The organism is Acinetobacter brisouioides, assembly GCF_004331075.1.
Classification (GTDB): Bacteria; Pseudomonadota; Gammaproteobacteria; order Pseudomonadales; family Moraxellaceae; genus Acinetobacter.
Map to the genome: position 1 here is coordinate 1 of NZ_SJNX01000012.1, position 17,547 is coordinate 17,547.

Annotated in this window: 18 protein-coding genes and 1 pseudogene; 13 read left to right on the forward strand and 6 right to left on the reverse strand. The window is 44.5% G+C overall.

What is annotated here, in order from left to right; all coding sequences use genetic code 11:
* Positions 1–238: 238 nt before the first annotated feature.
* Complete coding sequence (def, locus tag E0H77_RS13130) at positions 239–769, reverse strand: peptide deformylase (protein ID WP_131378641.1); 531 nt, start codon at positions 767–769, stop codon at positions 239–241.
* 120 nt (positions 770–889) lie between these two features.
* Here def and E0H77_RS13135 point away from each other — a divergent pair, with 120 nt between their 5' ends.
* Genes E0H77_RS13135 through tsaC form a run of 3 tightly spaced genes read left to right on the forward strand, consistent with a single transcriptional unit; the run spans position 890 to position 3,778 of the window.
* Positions 890–2,035 (forward strand): LysM peptidoglycan-binding domain-containing protein, encoded by a 1,146-nt coding sequence (locus tag E0H77_RS13135; RefSeq protein WP_131378643.1) that lies wholly within the window; start codon positions 890–892, stop codon positions 2,033–2,035.
* 9 nt (positions 2,036–2,044) lie between these two features.
* Positions 2,045–3,187, forward strand: coding sequence for a DNA-processing protein DprA (dprA, locus tag E0H77_RS13140; RefSeq protein ID WP_131378645.1), 1,143 nt, complete (start codon positions 2,045–2,047; stop codon positions 3,185–3,187).
* 21 nt (positions 3,188–3,208) lie between these two features.
* Positions 3,209–3,778, forward strand: a complete 570-nt coding sequence (tsaC, locus tag E0H77_RS13145) for an L-threonylcarbamoyladenylate synthase type 1 TsaC (protein ID WP_131378647.1) — start codon at positions 3,209–3,211, stop codon at positions 3,776–3,778.
* Between the two features lie 376 nt (positions 3,779–4,154).
* On the opposite strand, the gene E0H77_RS13150 is transcribed toward tsaC, so the two are convergent.
* Together E0H77_RS13150 and gshA are read right to left on the reverse strand one after the other, a co-directional pair.
* A complete protein-coding gene (locus tag E0H77_RS13150) occupies positions 4,155–4,649 on the reverse strand; it encodes a disulfide bond formation protein B (RefSeq protein ID WP_131315162.1) in 495 nt (164 codons plus the stop codon).
* Positions 4,650–4,670: 21 nt separating this feature from the next.
* Positions 4,671–6,248 (reverse strand): glutamate--cysteine ligase, encoded by a 1,578-nt coding sequence (gshA, locus tag E0H77_RS13155; RefSeq protein WP_131378649.1) that lies wholly within the window; start codon positions 6,246–6,248, stop codon positions 4,671–4,673.
* A gap of 529 nt (positions 6,249–6,777) precedes the next feature.
* Between gshA and E0H77_RS13160 the strand changes: the two genes are divergently transcribed.
* From E0H77_RS13160 to ahr, 10 genes are all read left to right on the forward strand, one after another.
* Positions 6,778–7,320, forward strand: a complete 543-nt coding sequence (locus E0H77_RS13160; protein ID WP_131378651.1) for a CC0125/CC1285 family lipoprotein — start codon at positions 6,778–6,780, stop codon at positions 7,318–7,320.
* A 21-nt stretch (positions 7,321–7,341) separates the two neighbouring features.
* Positions 7,342–8,649 (forward strand): DUF445 domain-containing protein, encoded by a 1,308-nt coding sequence (locus tag E0H77_RS13165; RefSeq protein ID WP_131378653.1) that lies wholly within the window; start codon positions 7,342–7,344, stop codon positions 8,647–8,649.
* Between the two features lie 24 nt (positions 8,650–8,673).
* Positions 8,674–9,831, forward strand: a complete 1,158-nt coding sequence (locus E0H77_RS13170) for a methionine aminotransferase (RefSeq protein WP_131378655.1) — start codon at positions 8,674–8,676, stop codon at positions 9,829–9,831.
* Between the two features lie 226 nt (positions 9,832–10,057).
* Positions 10,058–10,810, forward strand: coding sequence for a dienelactone hydrolase family protein (locus tag E0H77_RS13175; protein WP_131378657.1), 753 nt, complete (start codon positions 10,058–10,060; stop codon positions 10,808–10,810).
* 27 nt (positions 10,811–10,837) lie between these two features.
* Positions 10,838–11,209, forward strand: a complete 372-nt coding sequence (locus E0H77_RS13180; RefSeq protein ID WP_131378659.1) for an HIT family protein — start codon at positions 10,838–10,840, stop codon at positions 11,207–11,209.
* A gap of 100 nt (positions 11,210–11,309) precedes the next feature.
* Positions 11,310–12,338, forward strand: coding sequence for an A/G-specific adenine glycosylase (gene mutY, locus E0H77_RS13185; RefSeq protein ID WP_131378661.1), 1,029 nt, complete (start codon positions 11,310–11,312; stop codon positions 12,336–12,338).
* Positions 12,339–12,419: 81 nt separating this feature from the next.
* Entirely contained in the window at positions 12,420–12,926 is a 507-nt protein-coding gene (locus E0H77_RS13190) for a M23 family metallopeptidase (protein WP_171478356.1), read from the forward strand.
* A gap of 13 nt (positions 12,927–12,939) precedes the next feature.
* Entirely contained in the window at positions 12,940–13,188 is a 249-nt protein-coding gene (locus E0H77_RS13195) for a hypothetical protein (RefSeq protein ID WP_131378666.1), read from the forward strand.
* Positions 13,189–13,218: 30 nt separating this feature from the next.
* Positions 13,219–13,773, forward strand: coding sequence for a DNA-3-methyladenine glycosylase I (locus E0H77_RS13200; RefSeq protein WP_131378668.1), 555 nt, complete (start codon positions 13,219–13,221; stop codon positions 13,771–13,773).
* A gap of 348 nt (positions 13,774–14,121) precedes the next feature.
* On the forward strand, positions 14,122–15,147 hold the full coding sequence (gene ahr, locus E0H77_RS13205; protein WP_131378670.1) for an NADPH-dependent aldehyde reductase Ahr: 1,026 nt from the start codon (positions 14,122–14,124) through the stop codon (positions 15,145–15,147).
* A 47-nt stretch (positions 15,148–15,194) separates the two neighbouring features.
* Here ahr and E0H77_RS13970 read toward each other — a convergent pair.
* From E0H77_RS13970 to dnaJ, 3 genes and pseudogenes are all read right to left on the reverse strand, one after another.
* Positions 15,195–15,278 (reverse strand): annotated as a pseudogene (locus E0H77_RS13970) (hypothetical protein); the annotation flags it as partial.
* Positions 15,279–15,407: 129 nt separating this feature from the next.
* The gene (gene dapB / locus E0H77_RS13210; protein WP_004749203.1) at positions 15,408–16,214 is read right to left on the reverse strand and encodes a 4-hydroxy-tetrahydrodipicolinate reductase; all 807 of its coding nucleotides are present in this window, start codon (positions 16,212–16,214) and stop codon (positions 15,408–15,410) included.
* A gap of 128 nt (positions 16,215–16,342) precedes the next feature.
* Complete coding sequence (dnaJ, locus tag E0H77_RS13215; protein ID WP_131378673.1) at positions 16,343–17,461, reverse strand: molecular chaperone DnaJ; 1,119 nt, start codon at positions 17,459–17,461, stop codon at positions 16,343–16,345.
* Between the last annotated feature and the right edge of the window lie 86 nt (positions 17,462–17,547).

Below are 17,547 nucleotides of genomic sequence, written 5' to 3' on the forward strand. Positions count from 1 at the left end.
CCCACCAATCTACCCAAGAACTCAATTACTTTAACTAAGCCCTTGTTTCTCAACAAGTTTTTATCAACATCACCGCCGATGGATACGCATTATAGACCATAACATAACTAACGCAACCCTTTTTCAACCTAAACAATATCGTCTGTGCTTTTTTTATACTTATAATTTGTCAAGTTATTGTTATTTATGTGTTTTTATTTGCGCACTAAAAAACATCTATTTTAGCGCACAGATTAAATTAGCGTTTTACTGCCACTTTTTCACGCTCACGACTACGCACAAGCTTTTCAACTTTTTCACGAGCACGCTGACGTTTTAAGGGTGAAAGGTAGTCTACAAATAATTTGCCATCGAGGTGATCCATTTCGTGCTGGATACAAACTGCAAGCAAGCCATCGGCTTCTATCTCAATTTTTTCACCATCAAGGTTTAACGCCTCTATTTTGACGCGTGACGGACGTTCAACTTTATCGTATATTTGAGGAACTGATAGGCAGCCCTCTTCATAAGGTTGTATTTCTTCAGTTAATGGTGTGACTTTAGGATTAATAAACACTAAAGGCTGATCTTTATCTTCAGATAAATCCATGACGATAAGCTGAATATGACGGTCAACTTGAGTTGCTGCTAAACCTATGCCAGGAGCATGATACATCGTTTCAAACATATCTGCGGCAAGCTGACGAATTTCATCAGTAACGTCTTCAACAGGTTGTGCAATGGTACGCAGACGTGGGTCTGGGAAATTTAAAATGGGTAATAAGGCCATATGCCCTCCTCACAAATACCATTTATTTAACGGCCCTATGAAGAACATGCTTCATAGAAAAATGTTAAGTAAGTTGGTTATTATAACGCAATTACAAATATCCATTTAGGAATTATGATAATGAAAAAGGTTTTACAGGGGACTGCCTTGGGGTTTAAAAAACATGTTCTTGCAGTTGCTTTAGGTCTAGGTTTAGGTCTCGGCAGTATTTCGATGATCCATGCCGCATCGCCTAATGCTGCACCTCTAAGTTTAAAAACCAGTGCACCACACGTTTATGTTGTACGTAAAGGTGATACGCTTTGGGATATTGCAGGTAAATTTCTCAAGAAACCTTGGCGCTGGCCTGAAATTTGGGCACATAACCGTCATGTCAAGAATCCACACTGGATCTACCCAGGTGACCGTTTGTTATTGTGTTCTTTTCATGGCAAGCCTTTGGTGGGTAAAGATGAAGGTGATGGTTGTGAAGGTATTATCCGTCGCCATATGGGCAGCATCAGCCTAAAACCACAGGTTCGTGTTGAATCTTTAAATGATGCCATTCCTGTGGTACGTCTCAGCGATATTGCAGTTTGGTTATATCGTGCCAATATTGTTGCACCTGAATCACTCACCAATACACCATATATTGTAGGTGCTGCCGATAACCGTTTACTGGGTGGTAGTGGGCAAAAGATTTATGCTCGCGGCAATGGTTTAGCCGTCGGTCAGAATTATGGTATCTACCGCCAAACTCAACCTTATCTATTTAAGGATGCTCAGGGTAAAGAATATAACGCGGGTATTGAGCTTATTCAGGTTGCAAGTGCAGTATCGACTGCCGAAAATAATAATGGCGACATGACGACTTTAGAAGTGACTAAGAGCTTCAATCAGGAAATCCGTCGTGGTGATTTCGTCTTGCCTGAATACCAAAATGACTTGCCTTCAATTTTCTACCCAACCAGTAAAAATGAAGTAACTGGAAATGGGCAAATTGTTCGCGTACTCGGTTCAATTGGTCAAGCAGCAAAACGTAGTGTTGTGACCATTGACCGTGGCTTGCTAGATGGTGCGAAAACTGGGCAGGTGTTTAGTGTTTACCAACAGGGTGAAGTGATTAAAGATGTTAAAACAGGACAACTCGTGACCTTGCCACAAGAAGAAATTGGCACGATCATGGTTTTCAAAACATTTGATCATTTAAGTTATGCTTATGTATTAGAGAGCACTGTACCGATTAAAGTCGGTGCATCAATCCAAGCACCTTCAATGTCAGATTAAGGGTGTACCATGTTGAACCAGATCAGCAAGCATCAGCTTGATCATATTCGCTTGTGGTATTTGGTTCAGCATTCTTTATCAAGTTATCAGCAACTGATTCACTTTTTTGGGAGTGCCGAACAGGCAACCACACCAACAAGTTTGCAGCAGTGGTCTAAACTTGGGCTACATAAAAATCATGTGCAACGCGCCCAACAATTTCAACAACCGAGTGAACAACAGCAATTCCAAAACATGCTCGATTGTTTACTACAGCATTGCGACTTTATTTGTCTTGCTGAAGACAGCAATTATCCCTCGCAGCTGCGTCCTTATGCAGATAAACCTCCCATTTTGTTTGGCCAAGGCAATCTTTTTAATTTAAGCCAACCGCAGATTGCGATTGTCGGTAGTCGCAAAGCCAGCCCGCATGGTTTACAGATCAGTTATGATTTTGCTTATTATTTGGCAGAAAAAGGTTTTTTTATTACCAGTGGTTTGGCTCAAGGAATTGATCAGGCAGCATATGCTGCTGGCATCAAGCATCAAAAAACCATTGCAGTCATGGCAACAGGTATTGAACAGACCTATCCGGCTGCCCACGCACAGCTCCGTCAGCAAATTGTGGCGGAGGGTGGTTGTGTAATTACTGAATTTTTACCATTTACCAAACCGTTACAACATCATTTCCCTCGACGCAACCGTATTGTGAGTGGTTTGAGTTTGGGTATTTTAGTGGCTGAAGCAGCGCTAGAGAGTGGCTCTTTGATTACTGCCAAACTGGCAGCAGAACAAGGCAGACAGATTTTTGCAATTCCTGGACATATTTACAGTGAACATCATCGAGGATGCCATCAACTGATTCGGGAAGGCGCAACCTTGGTGGACCATCCTGAACAGATCATTGAAGATTTGGCATTACCAACCCAATGGCAAATTCAGCAACAGGCTACATCTACTACAACAACATCGGATATTCCCGAACATTTACAGACCTTATATCAGCAACTCGACTGGGTTGGGCAAGATCTTGATCAGCTCGCAACTCAACTCAATATGGCAGCCGACGCTCTGATCGCACAACTGATGGAATTGGAACTTTTAGGCTTGTGCTTACAACAGGCAGGGCGTTATAGTCGTTGCCGTGCAGCAACTGCACCCTGCTTTTCTTAATTCTCCATAGAGCGTAAAAACATGATCACCTATTCAGTGGAACATGCCGCCGAGCTTTTGCAGCACGGCCAAGTGTTAGCCTATCCAACTGAAGCCGTTTGGGGTTTAGGTTGTGATCCCATGAACCAACAAGCATTTCAGAAAATTTTAGCCCTGAAACAACGTCCGATTGAAAAAGGTGTCATTTTGCTTGCCAGTGATGTTGAACAAGTTGAAGCCTTACTCACACCGCTTGATCGACCTCGTCAACAAGAGATTATCGCGAGCTGGCATAATCGCCAAGCCCATGAGCGTGGCTTAACTTGGCTCCTTCCCAATCAGACAGCGATTCCTGAGTGGATTACAGGTCAGCATCCGCGTGTTGCAGTTCGAGTGACTAATCATCCGCTCTGTCAGCAACTGTGTCGCGCATTTGGCAGTTTTATTGTGTCGACCAGTGCCAACCCCGCAGGTCTGGATCCTGCATGCAATTTAGAGCAGGCTCAAGCCTATTTTGCAGATCAGCTCGATTATCTGGATGGTGAACTTGGGCAAAGCCCTTTACCCAGCCGAATCATTGATGCAGTCACTGGACAAGTCATTCGTGATTAAGTGTTTTTTAAAATTAAACCAGTTAGGCAAAAAAAAGCTCAGCCAGAAAGTAATAGGCTGAGCGTATAAAATTGCGATGTTTTCAAATCTAGAGGGTTTCAACCAAAAATCATATGATCTTTGTCGTAGAACGTTACTAATTATGACGAAAACATGGTTATTTGAAAAATAGTTTTTATGTCTAAGTTGACTAATTTAGTCTGAATAAGTTATCTAGAAAGATACTCTAAAGATTAACCACTTTTTTTCAGAAAATAGATCACTGATTCCACTTTCATTTTTAAGAAATCATTGTGCATTTGGTATAAAAAACGACCAAAACAAATTGATCGTTCTTTTATAAAGATTTGTATTTTTACGACAAATTTTAGCAAAATTAGCGATAACGACGCAGCATTTGCCAGATACAGACCAGAAGCAAAATCACAAAAAACAGACACGACCATACCGATAAAGGCTGACCCAAGAATGTCCAGTCAATTTTGGCGCATTCACCCGAGCCCGTCAGCACTTCAGCAAATACTTCCTTCAAGGGTAAAACATCAATCAGATAATTTAAACCTGGCCCACAACTCGGCACTTGATCAGGCGGTAAATGCTGTAGCCAAATTTGGCGCGCGGCAACGCCTGCTGACCAGACCATACCTAATCCAGCAAGGAAGGCATAAGCCCGCTTAAATTTATCAGTGACTGGGTTGTGAATCAGGGCAACCAATGCCACAAGTCCCATCGCAATCAGACCAAGGCGCTGAAAAATACACAGCGGGCATGGTTGTAGACCTTTAACATGTTCGAGATACAGCGCAAATGACATGCCGATAATACTGATCAATACCAACAAGGCATTAACAAGACGATAACTCAAGCGCAAATGCTTTCCCCTTATTTTATTTTAGCGAAAGTTCGCCAGATATTCTTTAAATGTAGGTTGTGATGTCTGTTCAAGTTGTTTTTGCTGCTGCAATGAAGCACCGACCAAATCTTGAAAATATTCCTGTTTTACAACTGGCAAACGATGCTGTTGATAAGCCTGAGTATGCGTTTCAGCCAACTGACTTCCCAAACACCATGTTCCACCCGCTTGCAACATGTCATTAATAACCTGCGCTGAAAGCGTGGTTTTAGGATCATTAATTCGCTGTTGCATCACGGTTAAAGCATCGACATAAATCGTGGTCGATTCAATTTGATCAAGCAATGCAGCAACAGGGCGCATGGCATCCAGATGCCACTGTAACCAGTCTGCAATAGCATAACTTGTGGTTAAAGTTTGAATAGTGGCATTTTCAGCACGCCCACGTTCCACAACTTCTGCTTGATTTTTCTCAATCAGCTCCTGTTCCGCAACAGAGATTTTAGGGCTATCTTGTAACAAACAGTACAGTGCCAAACTTTCTAAAAACCCTGCACTATTGGTCTCGATACCAATCGGGCTATACGGATTGACATCGACCGCACGCAGTTCAATATAAGCGACACCACGTTTTGCCAAAGCTTCAGACGGCGTTTCACTGCCCTGCGGAACTTGTTTCGGGCGCACCAAACTGTAGTATTCATTTTCAATTTGCAAGATATGATCATTGATCTGAATCGGCTCGCCCTGTGCATCATCTAGTCCGAGCTGGCTAAAAGCAGGATAAGGCGTTTTCACTGCAGCTTGTAAGCCCTGCAAGTAACCCTGCAAATTGTTGTAGTGGATACCCAATTGTTTTTGGGCTGAATTCTGATACCCATGTCGCCCCATACGCAATGCTGTTGCATATGGCAAATGCAATGTACCGCCTACCAATGGTTGTAGTTTATGTTCACGCCCCATCAAAAAGGTCTTACAGACTGCGGGGCTTGCCCCAAGCAGATACATCACCATCGGTGTCAGGCGGATAAAATTACGAATCAAGCCAAAGTAACGATGGCTACGATAATCTTGCAGGCTTAAGGCTTTGAGTTCTGGGTTTGGTTCATGCTGTTGCAAACGTTCAAACAGTTGGTCTGGAAACGAAATATTGTAATGCACCCCAGCAATCGTCTGCATACGACGCCCATAACGCACTCCCAAACCTTTACGATATAAGGTCTTAAAACGTCCAATATTGGATGAGCCATATTCTGCCAGTGGAATCTGTTCTTCGTCCTGATCGAGCATACATGGCATCGACATTGGCCAAAGTTTTTCCCCTTCTGGTAAATGCTGGTTAGCGACATGATGAATATCACTTAAATAATTCAGGGTGTCGGCAATATTGGGTTGGGGTGGCGTAATGAATTCTAGTAAGGCTTCAGAATAATCTGTGGTAATGTTCGGATGGGTTAAGGCAGAGCCTAAAGCAACGGGATGTGGCTGTTGTGACAAATAACCATCGGGCTGCATGCGTAAAGTTTCACGTTCAATACCGCGCAACATTCCTGTGACTACAGATGCGTCTACCCAAGTTGGCACAATAGTTTGAGAAACGGCGTTGGGTTGACTCATGTTCTTCACTCACTCGAATTGAAATTATCATCTAGATCAAACGGACAAATTATACTGATTATCATGACAGTAGGTATCAAATAATGATAATGGGCTGTTGCCACGCAAAATTGTAACCATAAACTGCCATAAGCATGCATGAAAAATGTGAATTGCATTGAAAAATAATTGCAAAACAATGCTCAATACAGCGCAAAAGTGAAAATAGCCAATGGCTTGCCCAAGCATCGTAAGTTCATACTGCAAATCTTTTATTTCAAACTGTTTGCAATCACCTAAAAAATAAATAGATAAAACAATATCTTAAATTTTATATCCTTTATTTTATCTCTTGCTTATTCATCGTCAATCCACAATCATGATTAAAAATCATGTTGTTTGATAACAACAAAATCTCAATTGATTCTTCCAAGCATGACCTTCATGGTAATGGATATAGGGTCGCTACAGCAGAACGACAAGTCGCATTTTTATAATGCATTGATGATCAAAGATTTTTAATAAAATCTCTCGATTTTGGAGCAGCAACATGAATAAATTGATTCAATGTCTGAGCTTGAGTCTCGCACTCGGTCTGTCCGCCTGTAGTACTCTGCCCAGCAAGCCCCGCACATTTGACCAGTTGGGACAATTTTCCAGTTATCCACTCAACAACCAGACTTATCGGATTGGCTTCAAAGCCAGGTCCGATTTAAGTTATGGTACGGCTGAAGAAATTACCTTGGTCAAAGCCGCACAAACTACCGTCAAAAATGGTTTCCACTACTTTAAAGTGCTGAATGACCCAAGTAACCGCACACAACAGCCACCGCGTAAAGCAGTCGTGTATCCTGACCCGATGTTCTACCCATATAGTTTCCGCCATCCTGGATTTTATGACCCATGGTACAACATGCCACAAGTCGTCACCATTGACCCTGTTGAAGTGTCCTATACAATTGAATGCTATAAAGATCAGAAAAATACCCCGAGCGATGCCTTTGATGCCTTTCTGATTTTAAAATCAATCGGGCAAAAATATGGCGTCAGCAGCAATGGTGATGTTCTCTTGCCTGCGACACCTCCTCATTAATGTGACCTGTTAGGAATCTACATGAGTCTGACCACTCAAACCACCTCAACCAATTTACAACGCAGTAAACGCTTTGCCAGCATAGCCTTAATCATCGCTGTACTGGCATGGTTGGCACTCATGCTCTTGGCGAAGTTCCTGCCGAATGATGTATGGCTCATTCATATTCTCATGCTCGGAGCAGAAGCAGGTGTGGTGGGTGGTTTGGCAGATTGGTATGCCATTACGGTTTTATTCCGTAATCCTTTCGGCAAAATGCCGATTCCGCGTTTTCTGCTCGATCACACTGAAATTATTCCACGCAACAAAGCTCGTATTGCCGAGTCAATGGGGCGCTTTGTTCAGGAAAACTTTTTATCGCCTGAAGTGGTCGAGCGTAGCCTGAAACAAACCGATTTGAGTCTGAGTGTTGGACGCTGGCTTGCCAACCCTCAAAATAATGCTCAGATCACCCAACTTATGCAGCAAAGCCTGCCACAGGTGCTGGACTTTGTTGGACAAGAACAGATTGCAGCGTTTATTCAAAGCAATAGCGTGCAATGGGTACGCAATACCCAAATCAACAGTTTAGCCAGTGAAATGCTGCGCGCTGTCTTAGATAATGATTTTCATCAGGATTTACTTCAACGAGGTTTGGACTTGGCACATGACTGGGTCACTTTCCACCCTGAGCAAACTCGTGAACTGACCCAACGGATTTTTCAGGAATTGGGCGTATGGAAAATGGCTAAAGGCTTTCACTGGATTGGGATTGATATACAGCAACGCATGATTGACAGCCTGATTGGGAAAGTCGAAGCCATGCTGGCAGATCCTGAACACCCATGGCGACAGTATATTGAAAATTATGCACAAACTTTAATGCTAGAACTACGTGATCCCGACAGTGAAGCCAGCCTGCGCCTGAATGCCACCAAAAATGCCCTGCTCGACAGCCCACAAATGCTGAATTTTATAAGTGGTGCGGTGGTGATTCTATGCAATGCAATTAAGCAGGATTTACAAAAAGAACCATCGGGCATTGCGCAAAACCTGCGGGCAGCAATTGAGCTGGTCGGGCAAAACCTGATGGAAAACGACAAGGTTCGCGAGATTCTTAACCAGCGCCTGAGCCAATTGGCCATTCAAATCAGTGATCAATACAGTAACAAAGTCATTCGTTTTATTAGCCAACGTATTCATGAATGGGATTCCTCAGAAATGATTGGCAAAATCGAAAATGAAGTCGGCGGTGATTTGCATATGATTCGGGTCAACGGCGTGATCGTTGGCGCATTTATTGGGTTATGCTTGGGAATGATTCGCGCAGCATTTGAATACTTGATTTAAATCAAAAATTAGAGAAAAACCGCCATGTTGTCATTCCCGTCCAAACTCCCTGCTCAGGGTGTCACCATCTTTAGCCAAATGTCGGCACTCGCCCAGCGCCTGAATGCGCTCAATCTGTCACAGGGTTTCCCAGACTTTGCAGCCCCTGAAACACTGCTCGATTGTCTGGTTGAGGCAACACGACAGGGCTTTAACCAATATGCCGCAGGTGATGGCTGGTTGCCGCTACGTGAACAGGTGGCGCAGCAGTTTGTACAACGTGATCAGTTACAACTCGATATCACCCAAGAAATTACGATTACTTCTGGAGCAACCATTGCGTTGTACTGTGCCATTCAGGCATTGATTCATGCAGGCGATGAAGTGATTATTTTCGATCCGAGCTATGATAGCTACGCGCCTGCGGTGGAACTGGCACAAGGCGTGAGTGTACGGATTCCCCTGCTTACACCTGATTTTCAGGTGGACTGGCAACGCGTCAAAGACAGCATTAATTCACGTACCCGTATGATCATTATCAACACACCGCACAATCCAAGCGGAGCGATTTGGTCAAAACAAGACTGGCTCACCCTGATTGGATTGATCGAAGCACATAATATTGTCGTGCTCTCCGATGAAGTCTATGAACACCTGATTTATGATGGGCAGCGCCATTACTCGGCATTGTCATTTCCTGAATTACGCCAGCGTAGTCTTGTGGTCGGCTCGTTTGGCAAGACTTTTCATGTCACAGGCTGGAAAACAGGTTATTGTGTGGCGGCGCCTGAACTGATGCGTCTGTTTCGGCAGGTATACCAATTTGCCAGTTTTTGCGGCAATACCCCGTGCCAAGTGGCACTCAGCCAGTTTATGCAGCAGCATCCAGAACATATTCAGCAGCTCGCCAGTTTCTATCAGCAAAAACGTGATCAGTTTAATGCCGGGCTAGCTCAGTCCAAGTTTATCTTTAGCCCGACTCAGGGCACCTATTTTCAAAATGTTGACTATAGCCAGATTCGACCTGAGCTGAACGATGTCGAGATGTGCCAGTGGCTCGCCGAACAGCATAAAGTGGTCGCTATTCCAATTTCAGTCTTTTATGCAGAGCCACCCAAAAACTTGCGTTTACTACGCTTTTGCTTTGCAAAAACCGAGCAAACCATTACTCAAGCCTGCGAAATTCTGGCGCAAGTCCGCTAAATAAGTTTGATACCTGCCTGCACTCGGCAAATCTGGTGCAGGTATGGTTACAACCATCACTTAACAAACTGATTCTAATAAATAATTTAAATTTATTTATGTTATAAATATGGTAATTTTCAACAAATATGTAGATTTTTCACACAATAACAAAAATTCTATGCTTTAATCAAAATTGATTCAGTATATTAAATCAGACCTCTTCATCATAAGGATTGTGCCCACCATGAGCACCATAATAACTCGTGAAATTCAATATACCGCGCCAGATGGTAAAAATTTAGTTGGTTTTTTTGCAGCACCACAAAGTGATACCCCAGTTGCAGCGATTCTGGTCGCGCCTGAATGGTGGGGACGTAATGAATATGTAGTTCAGCGGGCGAAACAACTGGCTGAACATGGTTATGCAGCTTTTGCAATTGACATGTATGGCGACAAAAAAACCACTGAACAAGCCAGTCAAGCCAATACATGGATGATGGAAACTTTCCAGCAACCCAATACCATTCTCGAGCGTGTGAGTGCAGCATTCAGTACCTTGGCAGCACAACCTGAAGTGGATGCGGCTCGTCTAGGTGCAATCGGTTTCTGCTTTGGTGGAAAAGTGGTTTTGGACTTGGCGCGCTCTGGTGCAGAAGTGAAAGCTGTTGCCACCTTCCACGGTAACTTGTCAACCAATGCTCCTGCTGAAAAAGGCAAAATTAAAGCAGAAATTTTAGTGTTACACGGTGAACTCGACAGCATGGTCACACTCGACAATGTCGAGAGCTTCAAGCAGGAAATGCAGGCTGCCGAGGTTAAACACGAGGTGATTATTTTAGCCAATGCCAAACATGGCTTTAGTAATCCACTTGCTGATGTACGCGCCAAAGCCAATGGCGTTGACCTTGGCTACAATGCAAAAGCCGAACGTGCAGGATTAGATGCGATGTATCAACTGCTCGCACGCGACTTGCAGCCTAAACCCGATTTTCTTTGATTGCTGTTGATTAAGTAGGAGGCCACCATGACTGAGCACTGTGCTTATTGCGATTTTGATGACTATGATGTGATTGCCAAAAATGATTTTGGTGCGATTTTCCCAGAGCCTCACCCTTTGTCTGAAGGGCACATGGTGATTGTGCCACTACGCCATGTCAGTTCGTTTTTTGATGTCACAGATAAAGAACGCAAAAGCTTGCTGTCACTACTTGAACAGGCACGCAATGAACTGGAACTTCGCTATCATCCCGAGGGTTATCACATCGGGTTTAATGATGGCAATGTCTTTGACGAAGTTTCACAGCATTTGCACATTCACGTGATTCCACGTTACAAAGGGCAGCAGCTCAAGCTTGATGAGCGTTGGGGAATTCAGCAACCTTCTGATGTGAAATAACTGAACTTTTCAAGGCAGTGAAGATCTCTCAGCATATCTTCACTGCCTTTTTTATCTGTGCTTGACGTATACTACCTCGCGGTTTTGAGGTGCTATGTCCATGTCTGATTTTTCGTTTTCCGATGCTTTACTCACTTGGTTCGACCAACATGGTCGGCATGATTTGCCGTGGCAAATTGCTGATGATCCCTATAAAGTTTGGGTCTCAGAAATCATGTTGCAACAAACTCAAGTTAAAACCGTGTTGCAATATTTCGATCGTTTTATTCAGCGTTTCCCAACGGTTGAAGCGCTTGCTCAAGTCAGCTGGGATGACGTTGCACCTTACTGGGCAGGTTTAGGTTATTACGCTCGTGCACGGAACTTGCATAAAGCCGCGCAAATTGTGGCAACCCAAGCTCATTTCCCCCAAACTTTAGAAGGCTGGATGGCACTGCCAGGGATTGGACGTTCCACTGCTGGAGCACTAATGTCTTTGGGTCTACGTCAGTACGGCGTGATTATGGATGGCAATGTTAAACGGGTGTTGTCTCGCTTTTTTGCCATAGAAGATGACTTAAGCAAACCTGTGCATGAACGCGAGATGTGGGCACGTGCCGAACAGCTCTGCCCCACAGAACGTAACCACGACTATACCCAAGCGATTATGGATCTGGGGGCGACCATTTGCACACCCAAAAAACCGCTATGTCTGTACTGTCCAATGCAACTGCATTGCCAAGCGCACCAGCAAGGTATTGAAACTGAGCTGCCTTTCAAGAAAGCCAAAAAAACCGTGCCTGTGAAACAAGCCGAAGTGCTGTTGCTGCGTCATCAGGATTTATGGTTATGGCAACAACGCCCCGCACTGGGTTTATGGGGTGGCTTGCATTGCCTTCCGATTTTTGCAGAGCCAAATGAACTGGAACAACAACGCAACATACTGGGCTTAGCAAGCACCCAATACCTGACTCAGATTCGTCACAGTTTTACCCATTTCACTTGGGAGCTAAACGTACAACAAATTACAGTTGACAGCGATGAGATGGAACATCTACAAATAGAACTTGGCGGTGAATGGCTAACCCCTCAACAGGCGATTGACCGAGGTCTTCCAACAGCGATGAAAAAACTGATTCAAAGTGTTTAGCTGAATGCCATAAAATGGCTGTTGGAGAAAACAAACTCATAAGGACAATATATTTTGCGTTTTCTTCCGCATGCTTTTTTAATGATGGCGGTCATTATTTTAGCCGCCTGTAGCCATACCCCAAAAAAAACCACACCGCTGCCGAGCCAACAGCTCAGCCGCTTAAAAGCCATGCCACTAAATTTTCATTTACCGATTCCTGTCAAAGGCATCAAAGCAGATCAACTCACCGATACATGGGGTGCTTCACGCAGTGCAGGACGCCGCCATGAAGGAATTGATATACTGGCACCTCGCGACAGCAAAGTGACCAGTGCTACTGAAGGTCTGATCGCCAGCCTGCAAAGCAATACGCTCGGCGGCAATGTCATCTGGATTTTAGGGCCTGCAGGATCTTGGCACTATTATGCGCATCTAGAAAAATCTAAACGCGGCTTGAAAGTCGGAGATTATGTGCATGCTGGTGACCTGATTGGCTATGTGGGCAACAGTGGCAATGCACAGCATACTGTCACCCATTTACACTATGGGATTTATCTGGATGGAAAAGGTCGCGGTGCCGTCAACCCATTCCCCTATTTACGTTAGGAAGTCTTGTTTCATGTCTGAAGCCCTCATACAACGTCTGGTTGAATTTGCCGAATCGGGCAATCAACAAAAAATCCAGCTGCACGGTCAGTGCTGCTATCAGGGCTGGATCATGGAAATTGCAGAAAATGGTCTACTGATTAGCACAGGTTATAATGACAAGGTAGGTAAAGATGTGTGGCTGTCTCTGGAAGATTTACAACAAGCCGAACTGTTTTACTGGGACACAAAAAATGATCAGTGGACAAGCTTCCCCCTTTAAATTTAAATAATAACAATCAGGAGTTTTGCCATGTCACTACAACGCTGCCGCTGGTGTTCCGATGATCCACTGTATATTGACTACCACGATCAGGAATGGGGCAGACCTTTGTATGACGAAGCACAACTGTTTGAATTGCTTTGCCTTGAAGGCCAGCAGGCAGGGTTATCTTGGATTACAGTATTGAAAAAACGCGACTGTTACCGCCAGCATTTTTTTCAGTATTCAATCCAAGAGATTGCTGAACTCTCCGATACTGACTTGCAACAAAAACTACTGGATGCAGGCTTAATCCGCCACTCAGGTAAACTCAATGCCATCCGTGCCAATGCACAGGCATGGCTCGCCTTAAAACAGGACACAGGCGATGTGGTGACATGGTTATGGCAGTTTGTTGCTGCTGAACCAATCACCAATGCAGTGAGTGATTACCGCCAAGCACCTGCACAAACCGAGATTAGCCAGAAACTCTCCAAAACTTTAAAAAAGCACGGCTTTAAATTCGTTGGCGCGACCACCTGCTATGCGTTCATGCAAGCTTGTGGCATGGTCAACGATCATGAAGATGACTGCTTTTGTAAATAACCCCAATTCGATAAATCTTTCTCAAAAGTTTGATTTCCGAAAATGTCATCTGCAACTGTCCGAGCCAAATCAACATTTTTAATATGTTGTTTTTGCGATATATCTTTACAAAGGGTCATCTTGAGCGAGTTTTACAGTGAGGAGCATTGCTGTGCAAGTGGGTTGCCCTTGCGTGGCGAAGCCACTCATCCCGAAAGAAAAGTAGGTCTAACCAAAGGTTAATCCGTGAATATGAATCAAAATAGTAAGATTCCGTCACCATTATTCATTTTTTTAAGATTTTAAATAATAGCTTTTACCGAACTCAGATTAAATAACAACTACTTTATTCCAAACAAGGAGTGCGTCATGAGTGAAAACCGAATTCGTAGCTATGCAACATTAACCGCCAAATCAGCTTTAGTTCCATACGAGTTTGATGCGGGCGACCTGTTGCCACATCAGGTCGAAGTCAAGGTCGAATACTGCGGCCTGTGCCACTCCGACCTGTCCATTATTGATAACGACTGGGGCGTTTCACAATATCCTGTGGTGGCTGGACATGAAGTCATTGGAAAAATTATACGCTTGGGCAGTGAAGCCAAAGGTTTAAAACTGGGTCAGCGGGTCGGTATTGGCTGGACAGCAGAAACCTGCCAAGCCTGCGACCAATGTCTCTCAGGGCAACAGGTGCTGTGTACGGGTGAACATAAAGCCACGATTGTCGGACATGCAGGCGGTTTCGCCGATAAGGTTCGTGCAGGCTGGCAGTGGGTCATTCCCCTTCCTGATGATCTAGCCCCTGAAAGCGCAGGGCCGCTACTGTGTGGTGGGATTACCGTATTTGATCCATTATTAAAACATCAGATTCAAGCCATCCATCATATCGGTGTGATCGGGATTGGCGGTTTGGGACATATGGCCATCAAGCTGCTCAAAGCATGGGGCTGTGAAATTACCGCATTTACCTCAAATCTGGACAAAGCCGATGAACTTAAAGCCATGGGCGCAGACCATGTGGTCAACAGTCGCGACAGTGCAGCACTGAAAGCCCAAAAAGGCAAATTTGATTTATTGCTCAGCACCGTCAATGTCACCCTCGACTGGAAAAGCTATCTCTATACCCTCGCACCGAACGGCAGTGTACATCTGCTGGGTATTCCACTGGAGCCGATTGCCACACCTGCCAACTTGCTGATTAGTGGTGCCAAATCCATTACAGGCTCACCAACAGGTTCACCTGCGGCATTACGTACGCTGCTCAACTTCGCTGCCCGCAAAAATATTGCCCCACAGATTGAACTATTCCCGATGTCACAGATTAATGACGCGATTGCCCGCTTGCACTCGGGTCAGGTGCGTTACCGCGTGGTACTCAAAGCCGATTTTGACTAATTCACAGTTGTATTTCCTGACAGTGGCAAACCCATCAAAACCGTTTGTCACTGATTGGGAAAACCTTGTGCCAGTTGTTCTGCCAAAAATTCAATCAACAGCCGCACCCGTTTCGGCAAATGCTCTTGCCGTGCTGACCCTAATTTTGGTCTTAGTACAAAAACGCCTGTATCAACATGACAATCCTGCTGCTTGCCAAGCCGCATCCTAAAATGCAAAAAGCCAGTCACAAGACTGGCTTTTTTATATCTGGCAAGATCTTACAAGCCTAAAACATCTTTCATATCGTATTTGGCAGCATCACGACCCACAACCCATGCGGCAGCACGTACCGCACCTGAGGCAAAGTTCATACGGTTGGTAGCCTTATGCGTTACTTCCACACGCTCACCTTCACCAATAAACATCACGGTATGTTCACCGACAATGTCGCCACCACGGATGGTTTCAAAGCCAATGGTTTGACGATCACGTGGACCTGTATGCCCTTCACGACCATACACCGCCACTTCTTTTAAGTTGCGACCCAAGGTATCCGCAACGGCTTCGCCCATCATGAGTGCTGTACCCGATGGTGCATCGACTTTATGACGGTGATGCGCTTCAATAATTTCGATATCGACTGTATCGCCAAACACTTGTGCTGCAAGCTCAAGCAGTTTAATCGAAACATTCACACCGACAGAATAGTTCGCTGCATACACCACAGGAATCTGTTTTGCAGTATCATTGAGCAATTGTTTTTGCTCATCTGACAAACCTGTGGTACCAATGACCATCGCCACACCTGCATCACGGCAGATTTTCAAATGTTGTTCAGTGGCAACAGGTGCAGTGAAATCAATTACTACATCCACATCTGCCAACACCGCTTCGAGTGAACCTGAAACTTTCACACCTACCGCACCAATACCTGCAAGTTCGCCAGCATCTGTGCCGACCAAAGAACTTTCTGGGCGTTCTACCGCTGCTGCAAGTTGATAACCCGCTTGTTGCACAGCCTGAATCAAGATGCGACCCATACGACCGCCAGCACCTAAAATTCCAATACGTGGTGATGTAGACATGTTGTCATTTCCTAAATTTTTTAATCAATGTGCTTACTATAACAAAACTTATTTCTGTGGATGTGTAATCCGATATAAAAAAACCTGCTTTTAGGCAGCAGGTTTTTTCTAAAAATCAATCAGACAGATCAGTCAAATAAACGATCAAAGAAGGATTTTTTCTTGGCACTCGAATGCTGATCATTGCCATCCATGCTTGCTTGCAACTCTTTGAGCAATTCACGTTGGCGTGCAGTCAGATTTACAGGGGTTTCTACCACAATACGACACAGCAAATCACCGACCATATTGTTACGTACAGGGCGTACACCTTTACCACGTAAACGGAATACTTTGCCGTTTTGCGTACCTTCTGGAATTTTCAGGCTAACACGACCATCAAGGGTTGGAATCTGCATTTCTTTACCGAGAGCTGCATCAGCAACGCTAATCGGCACATCCATATACAGATCTGCACCATCACGTTGGAAGATTTCATGTTCACGCACCACAACTTCAACATACAAGTCGCCTGCCTGACCATCACGAATCGCTTCGCCTTTACCGGTTAAGCGTACACGGTCACCATTGTCCACGCCTGCAGGAATAGTCACTTCCAGCGTTTGTTGACGATCTGTCACACCTGAACCATGACATTTCTGACATGGGTTTTTAATAATTTTACCTTGCCCGCGACAGGTACTACAGGTTTGCTGTACCGAGAAGAAACCCTGCTGCATACGCACTTGGCCTGCACCATGACAGGTTTTACAGGTTTCGACGTCATTCGGTTGTTGTGAACCTTTACCATCACAGGCATCACACGGCGCTGGTGCAGTAAAGGTAATGGTTTTTTTCACGCCTTTTACGGCTTCTTCAAGGGTCAGTTCCATGACATAGCGTAAGTCGGAACCACGGCGTTGACGTTGCTGTTGACGTCCACCACCACCAAATGCCCCACCGAAAATATCGCCGAATTGACTGAAAATATCTTCCGCACTAAAACCACCAAAACCGCCGCCAGCACCACCACCAAAACCGCCTTCAAAGGCATTGTGCCCCATACGGTCATACATGCTGCGCTTTTCACCATCTGACAGCACTTCATAGGCTTCTGCTGCATCTTTGAATTTGTCTTCAGCTTCAGCATTGTCAGGGTTGCGGTCAGGGTGATATTTCATCGCCAACTTACGGTAGGCTTTTTTAATTTCATCATCACTAGCAGTTTTAGAAACGCCTAAAACCTCATAATAATCACGTTTAGCCATGGCAGGCGATGCTCCTCACGGAATTTCAAATAGAACAACTTCCAAGTAAAGTTGGGATCTTTACTTGTTTTACAAGGCAACAGAAT